Origin of the sequence: Burkholderia cenocepacia, from assembly GCF_014211915.1 — a bacterium.
Lineage (GTDB): Bacteria > Pseudomonadota > Gammaproteobacteria > Burkholderiales > Burkholderiaceae > Burkholderia > Burkholderia orbicola.
The window spans coordinates 387362-402692 of record NZ_CP060041.1; the positions used below are offsets into that span (position 1 = coordinate 387362).

Below are 15331 nucleotides of genomic sequence, written 5' to 3' on the forward strand. Positions count from 1 at the left end.
TCGCACTACGACCGCCGCATCGTCGATACCAGCCCGATGTCCTCCTTGGGCGGCGCCGGCCGCGCGGGCGCGGCAGCCTGAGTCGGCCGCCGCGCGCCGAGCCCGGTGCCGCCGGTACGCCGCCGCGTCGCATGCCGCTCGATGACCCGCTGCAGCACGCAGAACACGCACAGCAGCGCGCCGATCACGATCCGCGTCCACCACGAACTCAGCGTGCCGTCGAACGTGATCAGCACCTGGATCGTGCCGAGGATGCCGACCCCGAACACCGAACCGATCACGTACCCCACGCCGCCCGTCAGCAGCGTGCCGCCGATCACGGTCGCGGCGATCGCGTCGAGTTCCATCCCCTGCGCCTGCAGCCCATAGCCCGACAGCACGTACAACGTGAACACCACGCCGCCGAGCGCCGAGCAGAAGCCGCTCAGCGCGTAGACGCCGATCTTCGTGCGCGCGACCGGCAAGCCCATCAGCAGCGCCGAGCGTTCGTTGCCGCCGACCGCATAGACGTTGCGGCCGAAGCGCGTGAAGTGCGCGACGTAGATCGCGACGGCCAGCGTCGCGAGCGCGATCAGCGCACCGGCACTCAGCATGCCGCCGCCGAGCGGCACGCTGATACCCGCAATCGCATGGAACGCCGGCGCGTTGATCGTGATCGACTGCGTCGTGATCAGGAAGCACGCGCCGCGCGCGAGAAACATCCCGGCGAGCGTGACGATGAACGGCTGCAACCGGAAATAGTGGATCAGCGCGCCCATCGCCGCGCCGTACAGCGCGCCGAACGCGAGCACCAGCGGCACGATCACCCACACGGGCCAGTGCAGCCGTTCGGCGCCGACCGCGCAGAAGATCGTTGTCAGCGCAACGACCGAGCCGACCGACAGGTCGATGCCGCCCGACACGATCACGAACGTCATCCCGATCGCGACGATGAGCAGGAACGCGTTGTCGACGAGCAGCCCTGTGAGCACCTGCATCGAGAAAAAGCCCGTGTACATCACGGACCCGAAGCCGAACAGCGCGGCGAACAGCACGATCGTCACGACGATCGGCAGCGTGCGCGGGTCGGCGAGGCGGCCAAGGAAACGGTTCATCGCGGCGTCGCTCCGGTGGTGGTGGCGCGCGATCGCGCGGAAGGCAGCAGCCGCGACGCGTGCCGCACCAGCAGCGCGCGCGCCGCGTCCGACTGGATCAGCGTCACGACGATCACGACGACCGCCTTGACGACGAGCGTCGCCTCCGGCGGCACGCCGATCGAATAGGTCGTGTAGGTGAGCGTCTGGATGATCAGCGCGCCAAGCACCGAGCCCGCGAGGCTGAAGCGGCCGCCGAGCAGCGACGTGCCGCCGAGCGTCACCGCGAGGATCGCGTCGAGTTCGAGCAGCAGCCCCGCGTTGTTGCCGTCGGCACTGCGCACGTTCGAGCTCGCGAGGATGCCCGCGAGCGCCGACATCACGCCCGAGCACAGATACACGCCGAACACGACCGCGCCCGAGCGCAGCCCGACGAGCCGCGTCGCGACCGGGTTCACGCCGATCGCGCGAATGAACAGCCCGAGTGCCGTACGGTTCACCAGCAGCGCGGTCGCGCCGATCGTCGCGAGCGCGATCCATACCGCGCACGGCACGGTCGCGAGATAGCCGCCGCCGAGCGCAAGGTAGCCGGGCGCACCGATCGGGATGATCTGGCCGCCCGTCAGCAATTGCGCGACGCCGCGGCCGGCCACCATCAGGATCAGCGTCGCGATGATCGGCTGCATCCCGACGAACGCGACCAGCAGCCCGTTCCACGCACCGGCCAGCAGCCCGACGCCGAGCGCGGCGGCCAGCGCCGCGCCGACTTGCGACGGGTCCGCCTCGAGCACGGTCGCGGCCGCCGCGCCGGCGATCGCGACGATCGCGCCGACCGAGATGTCGATCCCGCGGGTCGCGATCACGAGCGTCATCCCGAGCGACACGATCACGAGCGGCGCCGCGCGGTTCAGGATGTCGATCGGCGCGCCGAACAGGTGGCCGTCGAGCAGCGCGATCGACAGGAAGCCGGGACGATACGCGACATCCAGCGCGAACAGCAGCGCGAGCGTCAGCACCGGCCACGCGAGCGAATGACGGAACAGCGTGCGTAGCCACGTCATGACTGGCCTCCCGCAATCAACCGGTAAACCTGCTCCTCGGACGCATCGGCGCCGCTCAGCTCCGCGACCTTGCGGCGGTCGCGCAGCACCGCGATCCGATGGCTCACGCGCACGACCTCGCCGATCTCCGACGAGATGAACAGGATCGCGAGCCCCTGCGCGCACAGCGCGAGCACCCGCTCCATGATGTCGAACTTCGCGGCGACGTCGATGCCGCGCGTCGGCTCGTCGAGAATCAGCAGCTTCGGGTCCGTCGCGAGCCAGCGCGCGAGCAGCACCTTCTGCTGGTTGCCGCCCGACAGCAGCCCGATCGGCTGCTCCGCGTCGCGCGCCTTGATGCCGAGCCGGGCGATGTACGTGTCGGCGATCTCGCGCTGGCGCGCCCGCCCGATCAGCCGCCACCAGCCGCGCCGCGCCTGCAGCGCGAGCACGATGTTCTCGCGGATCGACAGCGCGGCGACGATGCCCTCCTTCTTGCGGTCTTCCGGGCAGTACGCGATGCCGCTGCGCACCGCGTCGTGCGGCGACGCGAGCCGCTTGCGCGCGCCGTCGATCTCGATCGCGCCGGTATCCGGGCGCGCGGCGGCGAACGCCAGTTGCGCGGTCTCGGTGCGGCCCGAGCCGAGCAGCCCGGCCAGCCCGACGATCTCGCCGGGGCGCACGTCGAGATCGAGCGCGCTCATCATCCCGCGCCGGCCAACCTGCTGCATCGACAGGAACGGCGCGGTGGTCGCGGTGTCACGCTCGACCGCCGCGGCGCCCGCCTGCAGCGTCTCGGACATGCGCTCGCGGCCGGTCATCTTCGCGACCAGCACGTCGACCGGCAGGTCCCGCGCGAGGTACTCGCCTTCGCGCTCGCCGTTGCGCATCACGGTGATGCGGTCGGACACCGCATAGGTCTGCTCGAGAAAATGCGTGACGAACAGGATCGCGATGCCCGACGCCTTCAGCCGGCGCAGCACGTCGAACAGGCGCGCGACCTCGCCGTCGTCGAGGCTGGAGGTCGGTTCGTCGAGAATCAGTACGCGCGCGTCGACCGACACCGCACGCGCGATCGCGACCATCTGCTGCACCGCGATCGGATACGAATCGAGCGAACGCGTGACGTCGAGCGCCAGGTCGAGTTCGGCGAGCGCGTCGCGCGAGCGCGCATGGATCGTCTTCCAGTCGATCGCGCCGCGCCGCATCGGCTGCCGGCCCGCGAAGATGTTCTCCGCGACCGACAGGTTCGCGCACAGGTTCACTTCCTGGTAGAGCGTCTGGATGCCGGCCACCTCGGCCTCGCGCGGCGCGGCGAAATTCACCGGCGCGCCGCCGACGCGAATCTCGCCCGCATCGTGCGCATGCACGCCGGTGAGCACGTTGATCAGCGTCGACTTGCCCGCGCCGTTCTGGCCCATCAGCGCGTGGATTTCACCCGGAAACAGCCGGAAGTCCACGCGCTGCAGCGCGCTGACGCCCGGAAACGACTTGTCGATGCCGATCATCTCGACCACCGGCGGACTCTGCATGCAGCCTCCCTCGAAGCGCCGCCGGACGGCGGCCGCGAGGCCGCCGCCCGGGCGGACAGGTCAGTACTTGCGGGTCGGCAGCACCTGCGCCGCGACGTTCATCGGGAACACCGTCTCGTTGGTCACGATGCGCTTGGGCAACTGCTTGCCGGCGACGACGTCCTTCACCGCGGTCATCAGCTGCGGGCCGAGCAGCGGGCTGCATTCGACGTCGACGTTGATCTTGCCGGCGATCATCGCCTGGAAGCCGCCCTTCGTCGCGTCGAACGACACGACGCTCACGTCCTTGCCGGGCTTGATGCCGGCTTCTTCCATCGCCTGGATCGCGCCGAGCGCCATGTCGTCGTTGTGCGCGTAGACGACGTTGATCTGCTTGCCGTAGGTCTTCGCGAACGCTTCCATCACCTGCTTGCCGCCGGCGAGCGTGAAGTCGCCGCTCTGCGACGCGATCACCTTGAATTTCGGATTGTTCTTGATCACCTCGAGCAGGCCCGCGCGGCGATCGTTGGCCGGCGCGGAGCCGACCGTCCCTTGCAGCTCGACGATGTTGATCGGGCCTGCGTCGTTCTTGTAGCGCTCTTCCAGCCAGTGGCCGGCGCGCCGCCCTTCCTCGAGGAAGTCGGAGCCGATCATCGTCACGTACAGCGACGGGTCCTTCACGTCGACCCCGCGGTCGGTCAGGATCACCGGGATATGCGCGGCCTTCGCTTCGGTCAGCACCGGCTCCCAGCCCGATTCGACGACCGGCGAGAACGCGATCACGTCGACCTTCTGCGCGATGAACGAGCGGATCGCGCGAATCTGGTTCTCCTGCTTCTGCTGGGCGTCGGAAAACTTCAGGTTGATGCCGGCGTCCTTCGCCGCGCCCTTCACCGATACGGTGTTCGCGGTGCGCCAGGCGCTTTCCGCGCCGACTTGCGAGAACCCGAGCGTGATCGGCTTTTGCTGCGCGTGCGCGCCGCCTGCCAGCACCGTCGCCGCGGCGACGATCGCGCCGGCCGCCAGCTTCCTGATGAATGTCATGGTCCGTCTCCGATGATGTCGTTGTGTGCCGCGGCGCTGTTGTGTTTCTGCGTGGCGCTGGCGCGGATCGGGCTGCGCCGGCCGGCGTGTGCGGCCGGCGCGGTATACATGCCCCGCATCAGTCTAGAAACAAGTCCGATAACCTTCCAATGAAATATTGGATTGGGCCGATGCCGAAATCGGCATACGTATAAACACCTAAGCGCGAGACCCCGCGGGCGCGGCGTCTCGGCGCGCCGGCCGCCTTGAACGGAGGCCGGATATCGACGCAGACGAAAGCATCAGCGCATCGCGCCCCTGGCGCGCAGTTCACGGCCGACACGTACGATTTCGCGCTCGCCTTCCACCAGCGCGGCGGCGCTCGTATGCACCGAGTACGCGCCCAGATGAAGATCGTGCGGATGCGGAATCGCGGTACCGACCACGAAGCGCGCGTCGGTCACGGCCTCGAATTCGATCGGCGCATCGGACGCGTCGAACACGACCAGCTCGCCCCGCCCGACCGGGTCCGGCGTGCGCAGGCGGCCGTCCATCACGGCGGCCCAGCCGACCCGGTGGCCCTGCGGCGGCCGGCAGGTCCAGCGCTCGCCCGCCGCCAACTGCACGACGACGTAGTTGATGCCCGGCGGCGCATCGACCGGGCTCACTGCGTCGCCGTGGCGGCCGAGCAGCACGCGGGCCGGCCCGTCCGTCGGGATGTCGTCGATCGACAGGTGCTGACTGAACGCCGGCGCCAGCTCGCGCCCCGGCGGCAACGCCACCCACAGCTGGAACGCCTTGACCGGCGGCACCACGGAACCCGTATGCCAGACGCCGCGCCCCGCGCTCATCCATTCGATGTCGCCGGCCCCCATCGGGCCTTCGTGGCCCGTCGATTCCACGTAGGTGCCGTGCCCGTCGATCAGGAGCGTCAGCGTGGCGATGCCCGAATGCGGATGCCAGCCGAAGGCCGGTTTGCCGAGCGGCGCCCGCGTATCGATCAGGTCGAGGAACACGAACGGCTTGATCATCTCGCCGACGTCGGACGGGCTGACCATGCGGACGACCGGCCCGTGCGCGTGGCCGCGCGTGCGGAACACGACATGACGGCCGGCGGCGATGGTCGAGGGAACGGAATCGAGGGTATTCAACATGGGTTCTCCGGTGGCCGGTATCCGGCGCGTTGCGTCAGGCCGCGAGGGCCGCCGCCGCTTCCTTCGCCGATGCAATGGCGCCCGTGCGCTTGTCCGGCCCCATCGCGACGCCTTCGGCACGAATGAACGTGATGTCGGTGACGCCGATGAACGCGAATGCGTCTTTCAGATAGGTTTCCTGATGATCGAGCGACGCCACCGGCGACCCTGCGCTGTACACGCCGCCGCGCGACGATGCGATGACCAGTTTCTTGCCGCCGCACAGGCCTGTCGGCCCGTTCTCGTCGTAGCGGAAGGTCTTGCCGGCCACCAGGATGCGGTCGATCCACGCCTTCAGTTGCGACGGGATGCCGAAGTTGTACATCGGCGCGCCGACCACCACGATATCCGCGGCGAGGAACGTGTCGAGCGCGTGCTGGCCGGTGTCGACGTCCGCCTTCAGCGCGTCGTCGACCGGCGCGCCTTGCGCGGCGGCAAGGTGTTCGGCGGCCAGATGGCCGAGCGGCGTGGCGGCGAGGTCGAGGTGCGTGACCGTGAGGCCGGGATCGCGGGCGCGGAAGCGGGCGACGATTTCCGCCGACAGTTCGCGGCTGACCGAGCCCTGGCCGAGGATGCTCGAATCGATGTGCAGCAGTTTCATGCAGATTCTCCTTGAGACGGATGGATTTGCCGGTAGCGTGAGACCAGTATGGAGATCGATTCAGCTTTACACTAGATGGATAAACAGGATTTGATTAATCCATTTCTGGAGCAATCCCATGCTCGATCTGAATGATCTCGCGCTGTTCGTCCAGGTCGTCCGCGCCGGCAGCTTTTCGGAGGCCGCACGACGCCTGCGCATGCCGGCCAATACGCTGAGCCGGCGCATCGACCAGTTCGAAGGGCACATCGGCACGCGCCTGCTGCATCGCTCGACCCGCAAGCTTGCGCCGAGCACCGAGGGCCTGGCGCTGTTCGAGCGCTACGCGCCGGCACTCGACCGGATCTTCGAGATCGAGCGGCAGCATGCGGACGGGCAGGAACCGTCCGGAACCGTGCGCGTGGCGGCGATGGCCGGCCTGTTCGAAGTGATCAAGCTGGAATGGCTGGCCGAGTTCTACGCGCGCTATCCGCGAATCAGCATCGACTTCCTGCTCGACGACACGCCGTCCGACCTGATCGCCGAGCGCATCGACCTCGCACTGCGCATCGGCATCGAGACCGGCGGCAGCTTCCGCGTGCGCCGGATCGCGCCGGACACGATGATCCTCGCCGCCAGCCCCGCTTATCTCGAACGACGCGGCACGCCGCGCACGCCGCGCGAACTGGCCGACCACGATTGCCTGACGGTGTCGAGCCGCCAGGGACGCAGCATGTGGCGCCTGCAGGGGCCGCGCGGCACGCAGGAGATTTCGATCGACGGCCGTTTCTCGGTCAACGACATGCGCGTGGTCGTGCAGGCGTGCCTCGCCGGCCTCGGCATCGCGCTGGTGCCGCAGGTGCTCGCCGCGGCGGCGATCGACGAAGGCAAGCTGGCGCGCGTGCTGCCGGCCTACCAGCGCTCCGGCGCCGGGCTCGGGCTGCAGCTCGTCTATACGAGCCGCCCGCCGCTGCCGCCCGCGGTCACGGCCGTCGCCGAGTTTCTGCTGGAGAAGCTCGACCAACGGATGTCGAGGTGTCCCGAGCCCGCGGCCGGCCGATGACGTTTCGTCGTCGCCGCGAACGGCATTTCCTGGCCGCTCCGCCGTCGCGTCGTACGGCCCGCCGGCGCACGATTCTTGCTCCCGTTCCGCAACGACCGCTCATGCCGTGCTGCAGGTCGCCGTCCGGGCTCATTACGAACAAGGGAGCAAACACATGACCGCAGCCTGCGAGCACGGGTCGCCATCCGTCGCTATCGCCATCGCCGTCAACCGGCACACGAGCGCATGAAGCAGCCCGCTTCGAGCACGGCCGCGGCGCTGCGCCACGTCGACGACCGCCAGCCCGGCTACACGCGCCGCCGCCTGCGCAACGGCTTCGCGTATTACGCGCAGGACGGCACGCGGATTCGCGATGCCGCGGAAATCGCCCGCATCGACGCGCTGGCAATTCCACCGGCCTACACCGACGTGTGGATCTGCGCCGACCCGCTCGGCCACTTGCAGGCGACGGGCCGCGACGCGCGCGGCCGCAAGCAGTATCGCTATCACCCGCAATGGCGGGAAACGCGCGATGCGAACAAGTACGCGCGGATGGCCGCGTTCGCGCGGGCGCTGCCGCGCATCCGCGCACGCGTCACCCGCGATCTGGCGCTGCCGGGCATGCCGCGCGACAAGGTCGTCGCGACGATCGTCCGCTTGCTCGACACGACGCTCGCACGGATCGGCAACGCGGAATACGCGCGCGAGAACGGCTCGTACGGGCTGACGACGCTGCGCAAGCGCCATTTGAAGATCCAGCCCGGCCAGGTGCGGCTGCGCTTCGCCGGCAAGAGCGGGATCGAACACGACGTGACGGTCGACGACGCGCGGGTCGCGCGGATCGTGCGGCGCTGCGCGGAGCTGCCCGGGCACGAGCTGTTCCAGTATGTGGACGACGACGGCGTGCGCCATCCGGTCGGGTCGTCCGACGTGAACGACTACCTGCGCGAGGCCGGCGGCGCCGATTTCACCGCGAAGGATTACCGGACCTGGGCCGGCAGCGTGCACGCGCTCGGGTTGCTGCGGCGCATCGAGCATCGCGGCGTCACGCATGCCCGCAAGCAGATCGTCGAGACCGTGCGCGCGGTGGCCGAGCTGCTGCGCAACACGCCGGCCGTGTGCCGGCGCTGCTACATCCATCCGGCCGTGCTCGACGCGTTCGAGGCGGGCACGCTCGCCGCGCTGGCGGTCCGGCGTACGCCGCGCGGCCTGCGCGCGGACGAAGCAGCATTCGTCGCGTTGCTGGCATCCGCGCGCCGGCGCACGGCGAGATGACCGCCCACGCCGCGCGCTCGCTTCCCGAGGCCACGCGCGACCGACACCGCTCCCCGCGTGTCGTTTACCACCGGGTTCCGGGCGCATGACCGATAGCCGCTCCCGCCCGTTTCTCTAAACTGGTTCGCACAACACACCTGCCCGGTGTCGTCCGCCGCGCGCGTCACGCCACCGGCATCGAGGCATCCCCGAGACATCCGCCTTCGCTGTCCGCCGGCCCGCGTGCCCCCGGCCGCATTCCCGCCGGCGGCGCCGCCAAGGCAACTCCAGGAGAGAACATTGAGCCCGTCGCAAGCGCGCCCCGCGAAAACCCGGTCTTCGCGCCAGTCCATCAAGCTGGATGACATCACGATCGTCGACCCGGCCGTCCTCAAGCGCGCGGTCGGCGCGATGGCGTTCGGCAACGCGATGGAATGGTTCGACTTCGGCGTCTACAGCTATATCGCCGTCACGCTCGGCAAGGTGTTCTTCCCGTCCAGCAGCCCGTCCGCGCAGTTGCTGGCCACCTTCGGCACGTTCGCGGCCGCGTTCCTCGTGCGTCCGCTCGGCGGCATGGTGTTCGGCCCGCTCGGCGATCGCATCGGCCGCCAGCGCGTGCTCGCCGCCACGATGATCATGATGGCCGTCGGCACCTTCGCGATCGGCCTGATCCCGAGCTATGCGTCGATCGGCATCATGGCCCCGATCCTGCTGCTCGTCGCCCGCCTCGTGCAGGGCTTCTCGACCGGCGGCGAGTACGGCGGCGCCGCCACCTTCATCGCCGAGTTCGCGACCGACAGGCGTCGCGGCTTCATGGGCAGCTTCCTCGAGTTCGGCACGCTGATCGGCTATACGCTCGGCGCGGCTACGGTCGCGCTGCTGACGGCCACGCTGTCGCAGGAAACGCTGCTGTCGTGGGGCTGGCGCGTGCCGTTCTTCATCGCCGGGCCGCTCGGCCTCGTCGGCCTCTACGTACGGCTCAAGCTCGAGGAAACGCCGGCCTTCAAGAAGGAAGCCGAAGCGCGCGAAGCGGACGAACGCGCGCGGCCGAAACAGCGCTTCGCGACGCTGCTCGTCGAACAGTGGAAGCCGCTGCTGCAATGCGTCGGCCTCGTGCTGATCTTCAACGTGACCGACTACATGGCGCTGTCGTACCTGCCGAGCTACCTGTCGGCGACGCTGCACGTGCGCGAATCGCACGGGCTCTTCATGGTGCTGCTCGTGATGGTGCTGATGATGCCGATGACGCTGTACGCCGGGCACCTGTCGGACAAGGTCGGCCGCAAGCCGGTGATGATGGCCGGCTGCGTGGGCCTGCTCGCGCTCTCGGTGCCGGCGCTGATGCTGATCCGCACCGGCGGCACGCTGCCGATCTTCGGCGGGATGCTGATTTACGGCGTCCTGCTGTCGACGTTCACGGGCGTGATGCCGTCGGCGCTGCCCGCGCTGTTCCCGACGCGGATTCGCTACGGTGCGCTCGCGATCGGCTTCAACGTGTCGGTGTCGCTGTTCGGCGGCACGACGCCGCTCGTCACCGCGTGGCTGGTCGATCGCACCGGCGACCTGATGATGCCCGCCTACTACCTGATGGGTGCGTCGTTCATCGGCATCGTGTCGGTGCTCGCGCTGCGCGAGACCGCGCGTCAGCCGCTGCCCGGCTCCGGGCCGTGCGTGGCGAGCCGCGCGGAAGCATTGAACCTCGTACGCGGCGATGCCGACGAAGCGCGCGTGCGCGACCGGAAGTTCACGCCGGTCAGCGAGCGTGCGTGACGCAGGTCGATGCGACGCCGCGCGGGCGTCGCCGTTCGCGTGACCGTCAGTTCGACGGCAGTTGCTGCGCGTCGAACCAGTCGAGCAGCGTGCGCGTGACGAACGCGGGATTCTCCAGGTTCGAGATATGGCCGGCGTCGGGCACCAGCGCATGCGCGCAGCCGATCACGCTCGCCATCTTCACGGTTTCCGACGGCGGCCGCGCCATGTCGCCCGCACCGCACATCAGCAGCGTGTGCGCGGCATCGAGTTCGGCGAGGGTCGCGAGCGTGTCGGGCCGGCCGAAAATCAGCCGACCGAGCGGCGCGATCGATTGCCGCAACCGGTCGGCGGGCAGGTTCGCGAGCGCATCGCGAAACGCGGTCGGCACCGGGTCGTCGAGATCGGCGTCCGGCCGGAAGAACAACGGCACGATCGCGTCGAGCAGCGGCGGCGCGATGCGGCCTGCGGCCTCGATCGCGTCGAGCATCCCGAAGTAGCGGGCGCGCGTCGCATCGGGTTCCGCTTCGAGCGATGCGTCCATGATCACGAGCGAGCGCACGCGCCGCGGCTCGCGCAACGCGAGCCGGGCGCCCCACATGCCGCCCACGCTGAGCCCGACGATCGCGCACTGGTCGATCTCCAGCGCATCGAGCAGCGCGCCCGCCTGCGTGGCGAGATCGTCGAGCGTATGCGTGCCGTCCGGCAGCGCGCCCGATTCGCCATGCCCCCACAGGTCCGGCACGATCACGCGATACCGGCGCGACAACGCGTCGATCTGCGGCGCCCACATCGTCGCGTCCCACAGATAGCTGTGCCCGAGCAGCACCGGAAACCCGGCGCCGCGATCGAGGTAATGCAGGGTACTGCCTTGAATGCCGTGTACGGGCATGCTGTCTCCGGGATGTCAGGACTCGGCGGTGGCCCGGAGGCGCGCGCCGCGGTCGGCGGCGTTCTGCAACGAACGCGAAGCGGCGCATCATCGCACAGGTTGCAGGTGCCGCGCATGACGCCGCGCACGACACATTCGCCGCGCCGCGCTATCCGACGCGATACATCGGCAGCACGTTGCTGCCGGCCGTATCCTGCTCCGACGCGAGCGGCTGGCACGCTTGTTCGAGCAGCCAGTTGGTCAGCACCGCGATATCGAATTCGTTGCACGCATCGGGGTTCTGCACGAGCACGTAGCTGCCCGATGCAACGGTGCAATGCGGGAACAGCTCGACGAGCCGCCCCTGCTTCAGCAGCCCGTCGACCAGCGGCCGCCTGCCGATCGCGATGCCGTGCCCGTCGACGGCGGCCTGGACCAGTTGATCGTACTGGCTGAAGTGCAGCGCCCCGGCCGGCCGCAGCCGCGGCACGCCGAGCGCCTTCAGCAGATGGCTCCAGCCGTGCCACGGCCATTCGCCGCGCGGGTCGTCGAGATGCAGCAGCACGTGCTTGTCGAGGTCGGCCGGCTGCATCGACGCGGCGTCGCCCGCCGCCGTCATCAGGCTCGGGCTGCACACCGCCACGACACGCTCGCGAAACAGCACGTCGGTATCGTCGGTCGACGTATACGGGCCGGCGTAGCGCACGGCCAGGTGCAAACGTTTGCGTTTAAGATCTTCAATTTCGCTCGTGGCCGACACGCGCACGTCGATGTCCGGATAGCTGGCGCGGAACGAACCGAGGCGCGGAATCAGCCACAGCGCCGCGAACGAGACGGTGGTCGACAACGAGATGGAACGCTGGCCGACACTCGATGACAGCTTGCCGACCACCGATTCCAGATCGGACAACGCGAACGAGATCGCGTCGTACAACTCCCGCCCCTTGTCGGTCAGCGTCAGGGAACGAATATGCCGGTGAAAGAGCTCGATCCGGAGCTGCTCTTCGAGCGCCTTGACCTGGCGACTCACGGCCGATTGCGTGACGTTGAGCTCCTGCCCCGCACGCGTGAAACTCAAATGGCGCGCCGCGCATTCGAAGCCTCTCAGGAAATCCAGCGAAGGCAAACTTCTCAATCGCTTTGCCAATCTCACATTAGCCATACCGCCGCCTCAAAGTTGCACCCATCGACAGGCAAGTTGCCGCTCGTCTCCCTGTATCGCTTCTCCTATTTGGATTCGGAAACGATTTTATATTGAAGCATGGATGCATATCATTCTTATTTTCAATCGTGACACTCGTATTTATCTATCGATTTTCATCGCATCAATATGCTTACACCAACATTATCGAGTAGTGATTTTGTAAATTAATATGCGAACGAATCGAGCATACCAAATTGGTTGATAAATTCTCGTAAAAACAGGCGATCGCCGGCAAATTTCGACGCCATTACGCCGATTTCGCCGTCATGGCAGAGGCAGCGTCAGATGCCTACAATTCCATTTCAATCAGCCGACTTTTCATCCGATTTCCCGGATTACGAAAAACAAACAGTCAGCAACAGACATGCAAAATGCCACTTGAATCCGGGAACGAGTGTTTATTAAAATATACTAAACGGATGAAATTTGATCTCGTCATGCGTTTCAAGAAATGGATCAGCCGATTATTTCCGGAAATGAATAATCCGCCGGCCGGCAACGCCGGTCGGCATGCATCGGGTTCGCCCGTCGGCCGGAATTCGGCCCGCGCCGCGCGACAACGGAACGTGTCGATCCGCTACGCGTGGTCCACCGCGCCATTCGCCCGCGCGGTCACTTCGCGGCGATAGCGGTTCAGCTCCTGCGCGGTCGCGAACGTGCGCTCGAACAGGATCGACAGGTTGTGCAGGATCCGCTCGACGACCTTCTTCTCCCACTCGCCGTCGAAACGGATCTGCTCGTCGAGCCAGCGCTCGAGCCATGCCGGATCGGGCAGGCGCGACTGCACGGTGTCGCGCGGGAACAGCGCCTGGTTCACGTGCAGGTTGGTCGGGTGCAGCGGCTTCTCGGTGCGGCGCGCCGACGCCATCAGCACGCCGATCTTCGCGAAGGCGGCCCGTGCGACGTCGCCGCAGTCGTTCAGCGCTTTCTTCATATAGCGCAGGTACGCGCCGCCATGACGCGCTTCATCGCGCGAAATCGTTTCGTAGATCTGCTTGATGACGGGCTCGGTGTGCCAGTCGGCCGCGCAGCGGTACCAGTGGTTCAAACGGATCTCGCCGCAGAAGTGCAGCATCAGCGTCTCGAGCGGCGGCGCCGGGTCGAACTCGAAGCGCACCGCGTGCAGCTCCGCTTCGGTCGGCACCCTCTCCGGCCTGAAGCGGCGCAGGTATTCCATCAGCACGAGCGCGTGTTTCTGCTCCTCGAAGAACCACACGCTCATGAACGCGGAAAAGTCGCTGTCGTGCCGGTTGTCGCGCAGGAACATTTCCGTCGCGGGCAGCGCCGACCATTCGGTGATCGCGTTCATCCTGATCGTCTCGGCCTGCTCGTCGGTGAGCAGCGCGGGATCGAACCGGTTCCACGGGATGTCCTTCTCCATGTCCCAGCGGACAGCTTCGAGCGACCTGAAAAGTTCCGGATAGAGCATCGTCGTCACCGTCGTGGCAAGGCGTTCGGCACCGGCGCTCACGCCGATTGCGTGGACGCCGGCGCGGCCGCTTCGGCATCGGGCTCTCGATCGTCCCGATCGTCGTCCACCGAGCGCGGCGACAGCCGGCCGCGCAGCAACGCGTAGTAGAACTGCCGATACGTGCGGTGGTAATAGCGGATGCGCGGCGCGATCGCGCCATGCAGATCGTGCAACCGCTCGATCGGCAGGCTCGGCATCATGTGATGCTCGACGTGATAGTTGTTGCCGTTCGTGAACCACGTCATGAACGCGTTGCTCTCGATCGTCCGCGTGTTGCGGAACGGGTCGGTACTCGTCAGGTCGCAGCGATAGTGCTCCGGCATTTCGACCAGCGCATGCACGGGCGCCGCGACGAACACGAGCGGCACGACCCACACCCAGACGACGCACCACGTGTGCAAGACAAACGACAGCGCGGCCAGCAGCGCGATCGCCGCGGCCATCAGCAGATAGTCGCGGCGGATCGCGCGCGACACGAGCGCGTTGTCGCCGAAGCGCGCGCCCGGCACGACGAGCTTCGCGACGTTCTTCGCGAACTGGATATAGTGCGCGGCCATCGACAGCCGCCAGACCCATAGCCCGACATTGACGACGGGGCTCGCGCCGTACTGGTCGCCGTAGTCGAAGAACTCCTTGTTCTCCGGCGTGCCGAGCAGCCGGTGATGACGCAGGTGGCTGTCCTGGTACGCATGGAACGACACGAGCATCGGCATGCCGAGCAGCACGCCGAACACCATGTTCAGGCGCTTGCTGCGGAACCCCTGGTAATGCAGCGCCTGGTGCTGCAGCTCGACGCCGTGCGCATACATCGCACCGATCAGCAGGATGCCGACGATCTTCAGGATCACGAGCGCCGACAGCGCGAACATCATCCCGTGCGCGATGAGCGCGACGTAGACCACCAGCTTCAGCGAGAAGACCACGCCGCTCGGGCGGCTCTTCATGTCTGCAACCGGTTTCGATCGGGCGACAAGCGATGAGGTGACGGACAAGACGCTCTCCTTGAGCCGGGCCCTGCCCGGCACGATGACGCGGCGACGCTGGCGCGCTGCCGGGATGCAATTCTTCTGTGAGTCGATGTTTCGGACAAACGAATTTTCCGAACGCATTGCATGACGCACGCGCATGAGCGCACCACATCGTGAACTAGACGACCGGTCGAATGAGACCGACCAGTCACCTAGGACTGGCTCACAGAGATAACGAACATGTGCTGCCCCGAGTGGATGCGCTGCGCTCATGCATAGCGTGCATAGATTCCGTTTGTCGCGGCGAATCGATCCGGCAAGAATCCACCTCACTCGACGAACGGCGCCGCCG

General features: G+C 67.3%; 13 protein-coding genes. 3 read left to right on the plus strand and 10 right to left on the minus strand.

Annotated elements, in window-relative coordinates; translation table 11 throughout:
* Positions 1-5: 5 nt before the first annotated feature.
* The 6 genes from yjfF to SY91_RS30950 all read right to left on the minus strand — a co-directional run bounded on the left by yjfF (position 6) and on the right by SY91_RS30950 (position 6441).
* Entirely contained in the window at positions 6-1094 is a 1089-nt protein-coding gene (yjfF, locus tag SY91_RS30925; RefSeq protein WP_006481195.1) for a galactofuranose ABC transporter, permease protein YjfF, read from the minus strand.
* A complete protein-coding gene (locus SY91_RS30930) occupies positions 1091-2134 on the minus strand; it encodes an ABC transporter permease (protein WP_023475175.1) in 1044 nt (347 codons plus the stop codon). The genes yjfF and SY91_RS30930 overlap by 4 nt, the downstream gene beginning before the upstream one ends.
* Positions 2131-3645 carry a sugar ABC transporter ATP-binding protein gene (locus SY91_RS30935; RefSeq protein ID WP_023475176.1) on the minus strand — a complete coding sequence of 505 codons (1515 nt, stop codon included), beginning with the start codon at positions 3643-3645 and terminating at the stop codon, positions 2131-2133. Before SY91_RS30935 ends, SY91_RS30930 begins: the two co-directional genes overlap by 4 nt.
* A 60-nt stretch (positions 3646-3705) precedes the next feature.
* A complete protein-coding gene (locus SY91_RS30940; RefSeq protein WP_023475177.1) occupies positions 3706-4668 on the minus strand; it encodes an ABC transporter substrate-binding protein in 963 nt (320 codons plus the stop codon).
* A 281-nt stretch (positions 4669-4949) separates the two neighbouring features.
* Positions 4950-5801, minus strand: a complete 852-nt coding sequence (locus tag SY91_RS30945) for a pirin family protein (RefSeq protein ID WP_023475179.1) — start codon at positions 5799-5801, stop codon at positions 4950-4952.
* Between the two features lie 34 nt (positions 5802-5835).
* Positions 5836-6441, minus strand: a complete 606-nt coding sequence (locus SY91_RS30950) for an FMN-dependent NADH-azoreductase (RefSeq protein WP_023475180.1) — start codon at positions 6439-6441, stop codon at positions 5836-5838.
* Between the two features lie 118 nt (positions 6442-6559).
* Between SY91_RS30950 and SY91_RS30955 the strand changes: the two genes are divergently transcribed.
* The 3 genes from SY91_RS30955 to proP all read left to right on the plus strand — a co-directional run bounded on the left by SY91_RS30955 (position 6560) and on the right by proP (position 10486).
* The gene (locus SY91_RS30955) at positions 6560-7483 is read left to right on the plus strand and encodes a LysR family transcriptional regulator (protein WP_006481189.1); all 924 of its coding nucleotides are present in this window, start codon (positions 6560-6562) and stop codon (positions 7481-7483) included.
* Positions 7484-7708: 225 nt separating this feature from the next.
* On the plus strand, positions 7709-8737 hold the full coding sequence (locus tag SY91_RS30960; RefSeq protein ID WP_006481188.1) for a DNA topoisomerase IB: 1029 nt from the start codon (positions 7709-7711) through the stop codon (positions 8735-8737).
* Between the two features lie 279 nt (positions 8738-9016).
* Entirely contained in the window at positions 9017-10486 is a 1470-nt protein-coding gene (gene proP, locus SY91_RS30965) for a glycine betaine/L-proline transporter ProP (protein WP_034175464.1), read from the plus strand.
* A 46-nt stretch (positions 10487-10532) separates the two neighbouring features.
* Here the strand turns inward: proP and SY91_RS30970 are convergent, their stop codons facing one another.
* The 4 genes from SY91_RS30970 to SY91_RS30985 all read right to left on the minus strand — a co-directional run bounded on the left by SY91_RS30970 (position 10533) and on the right by SY91_RS30985 (position 14955).
* Positions 10533-11357, minus strand: coding sequence for an alpha/beta fold hydrolase (locus tag SY91_RS30970; protein ID WP_124478528.1), 825 nt, complete (start codon positions 11355-11357; stop codon positions 10533-10535).
* Between the two features lie 148 nt (positions 11358-11505).
* Complete coding sequence (locus SY91_RS30975) at positions 11506-12498, minus strand: LysR substrate-binding domain-containing protein (RefSeq protein ID WP_006481185.1); 993 nt, start codon at positions 12496-12498, stop codon at positions 11506-11508.
* Between the two features lie 619 nt (positions 12499-13117).
* Entirely contained in the window at positions 13118-13978 is an 861-nt protein-coding gene (locus SY91_RS30980; protein WP_124591842.1) for a ferritin-like domain-containing protein, read from the minus strand.
* 29 nt (positions 13979-14007) lie between these two features.
* Positions 14008-14955, minus strand: coding sequence for a fatty acid desaturase family protein (locus tag SY91_RS30985; protein WP_043888584.1), 948 nt, complete (start codon positions 14953-14955; stop codon positions 14008-14010).
* Between the last annotated feature and the right edge of the window lie 376 nt (positions 14956-15331).

Bases quoted from the DNA above. Each gene is read 5' to 3' on its own strand.
- SY91_RS30935 (WP_023475176.1), bottom strand. From the start codon at position 3,645: ATGCAGAGTCCGCCGGTGGTCGAGATGATCGGCATCGACAAGTCGTTT.
- SY91_RS30955 (WP_006481189.1), top strand. From the start codon at position 6,560: ATGCTCGATCTGAATGATCTCGCGCTGTTCGTCCAGGTCGTCCGCGCC.
- SY91_RS30945 (WP_023475179.1), bottom strand. From the start codon at position 5,801: ATGTTGAATACCCTCGATTCCGTTCCCTCGACCATCGCCGCCGGCCGT.
- yjfF (WP_006481195.1), bottom strand. From the start codon at position 1,094: ATGAACCGTTTCCTTGGCCGCCTCGCCGACCCGCGCACGCTGCCGATC.
- SY91_RS30940 (WP_023475177.1), bottom strand. From the start codon at position 4,668: ATGACATTCATCAGGAAGCTGGCGGCCGGCGCGATCGTCGCCGCGGCG.
- SY91_RS30985 (WP_043888584.1), bottom strand. From the start codon at position 14,955: ATGAAGAGCCGCCCGAGCGGCGTGGTCTTCTCGCTGAAGCTGGTGGTC.
- SY91_RS30970 (WP_124478528.1), bottom strand. From the start codon at position 11,357: ATGCCCGTACACGGCATTCAAGGCAGTACCCTGCATTACCTCGATCGC.
- SY91_RS30975 (WP_006481185.1), bottom strand. From the start codon at position 12,498: ATGGCTAATGTGAGATTGGCAAAGCGATTGAGAAGTTTGCCTTCGCTG.
- SY91_RS30960 (WP_006481188.1), top strand. From the start codon at position 7,709: ATGAAGCAGCCCGCTTCGAGCACGGCCGCGGCGCTGCGCCACGTCGAC.
- SY91_RS30950 (WP_023475180.1), bottom strand. From the start codon at position 6,441: ATGAAACTGCTGCACATCGATTCGAGCATCCTCGGCCAGGGCTCGGTC.
- SY91_RS30930 (WP_023475175.1), bottom strand. From the start codon at position 2,134: ATGACGTGGCTACGCACGCTGTTCCGTCATTCGCTCGCGTGGCCGGTG.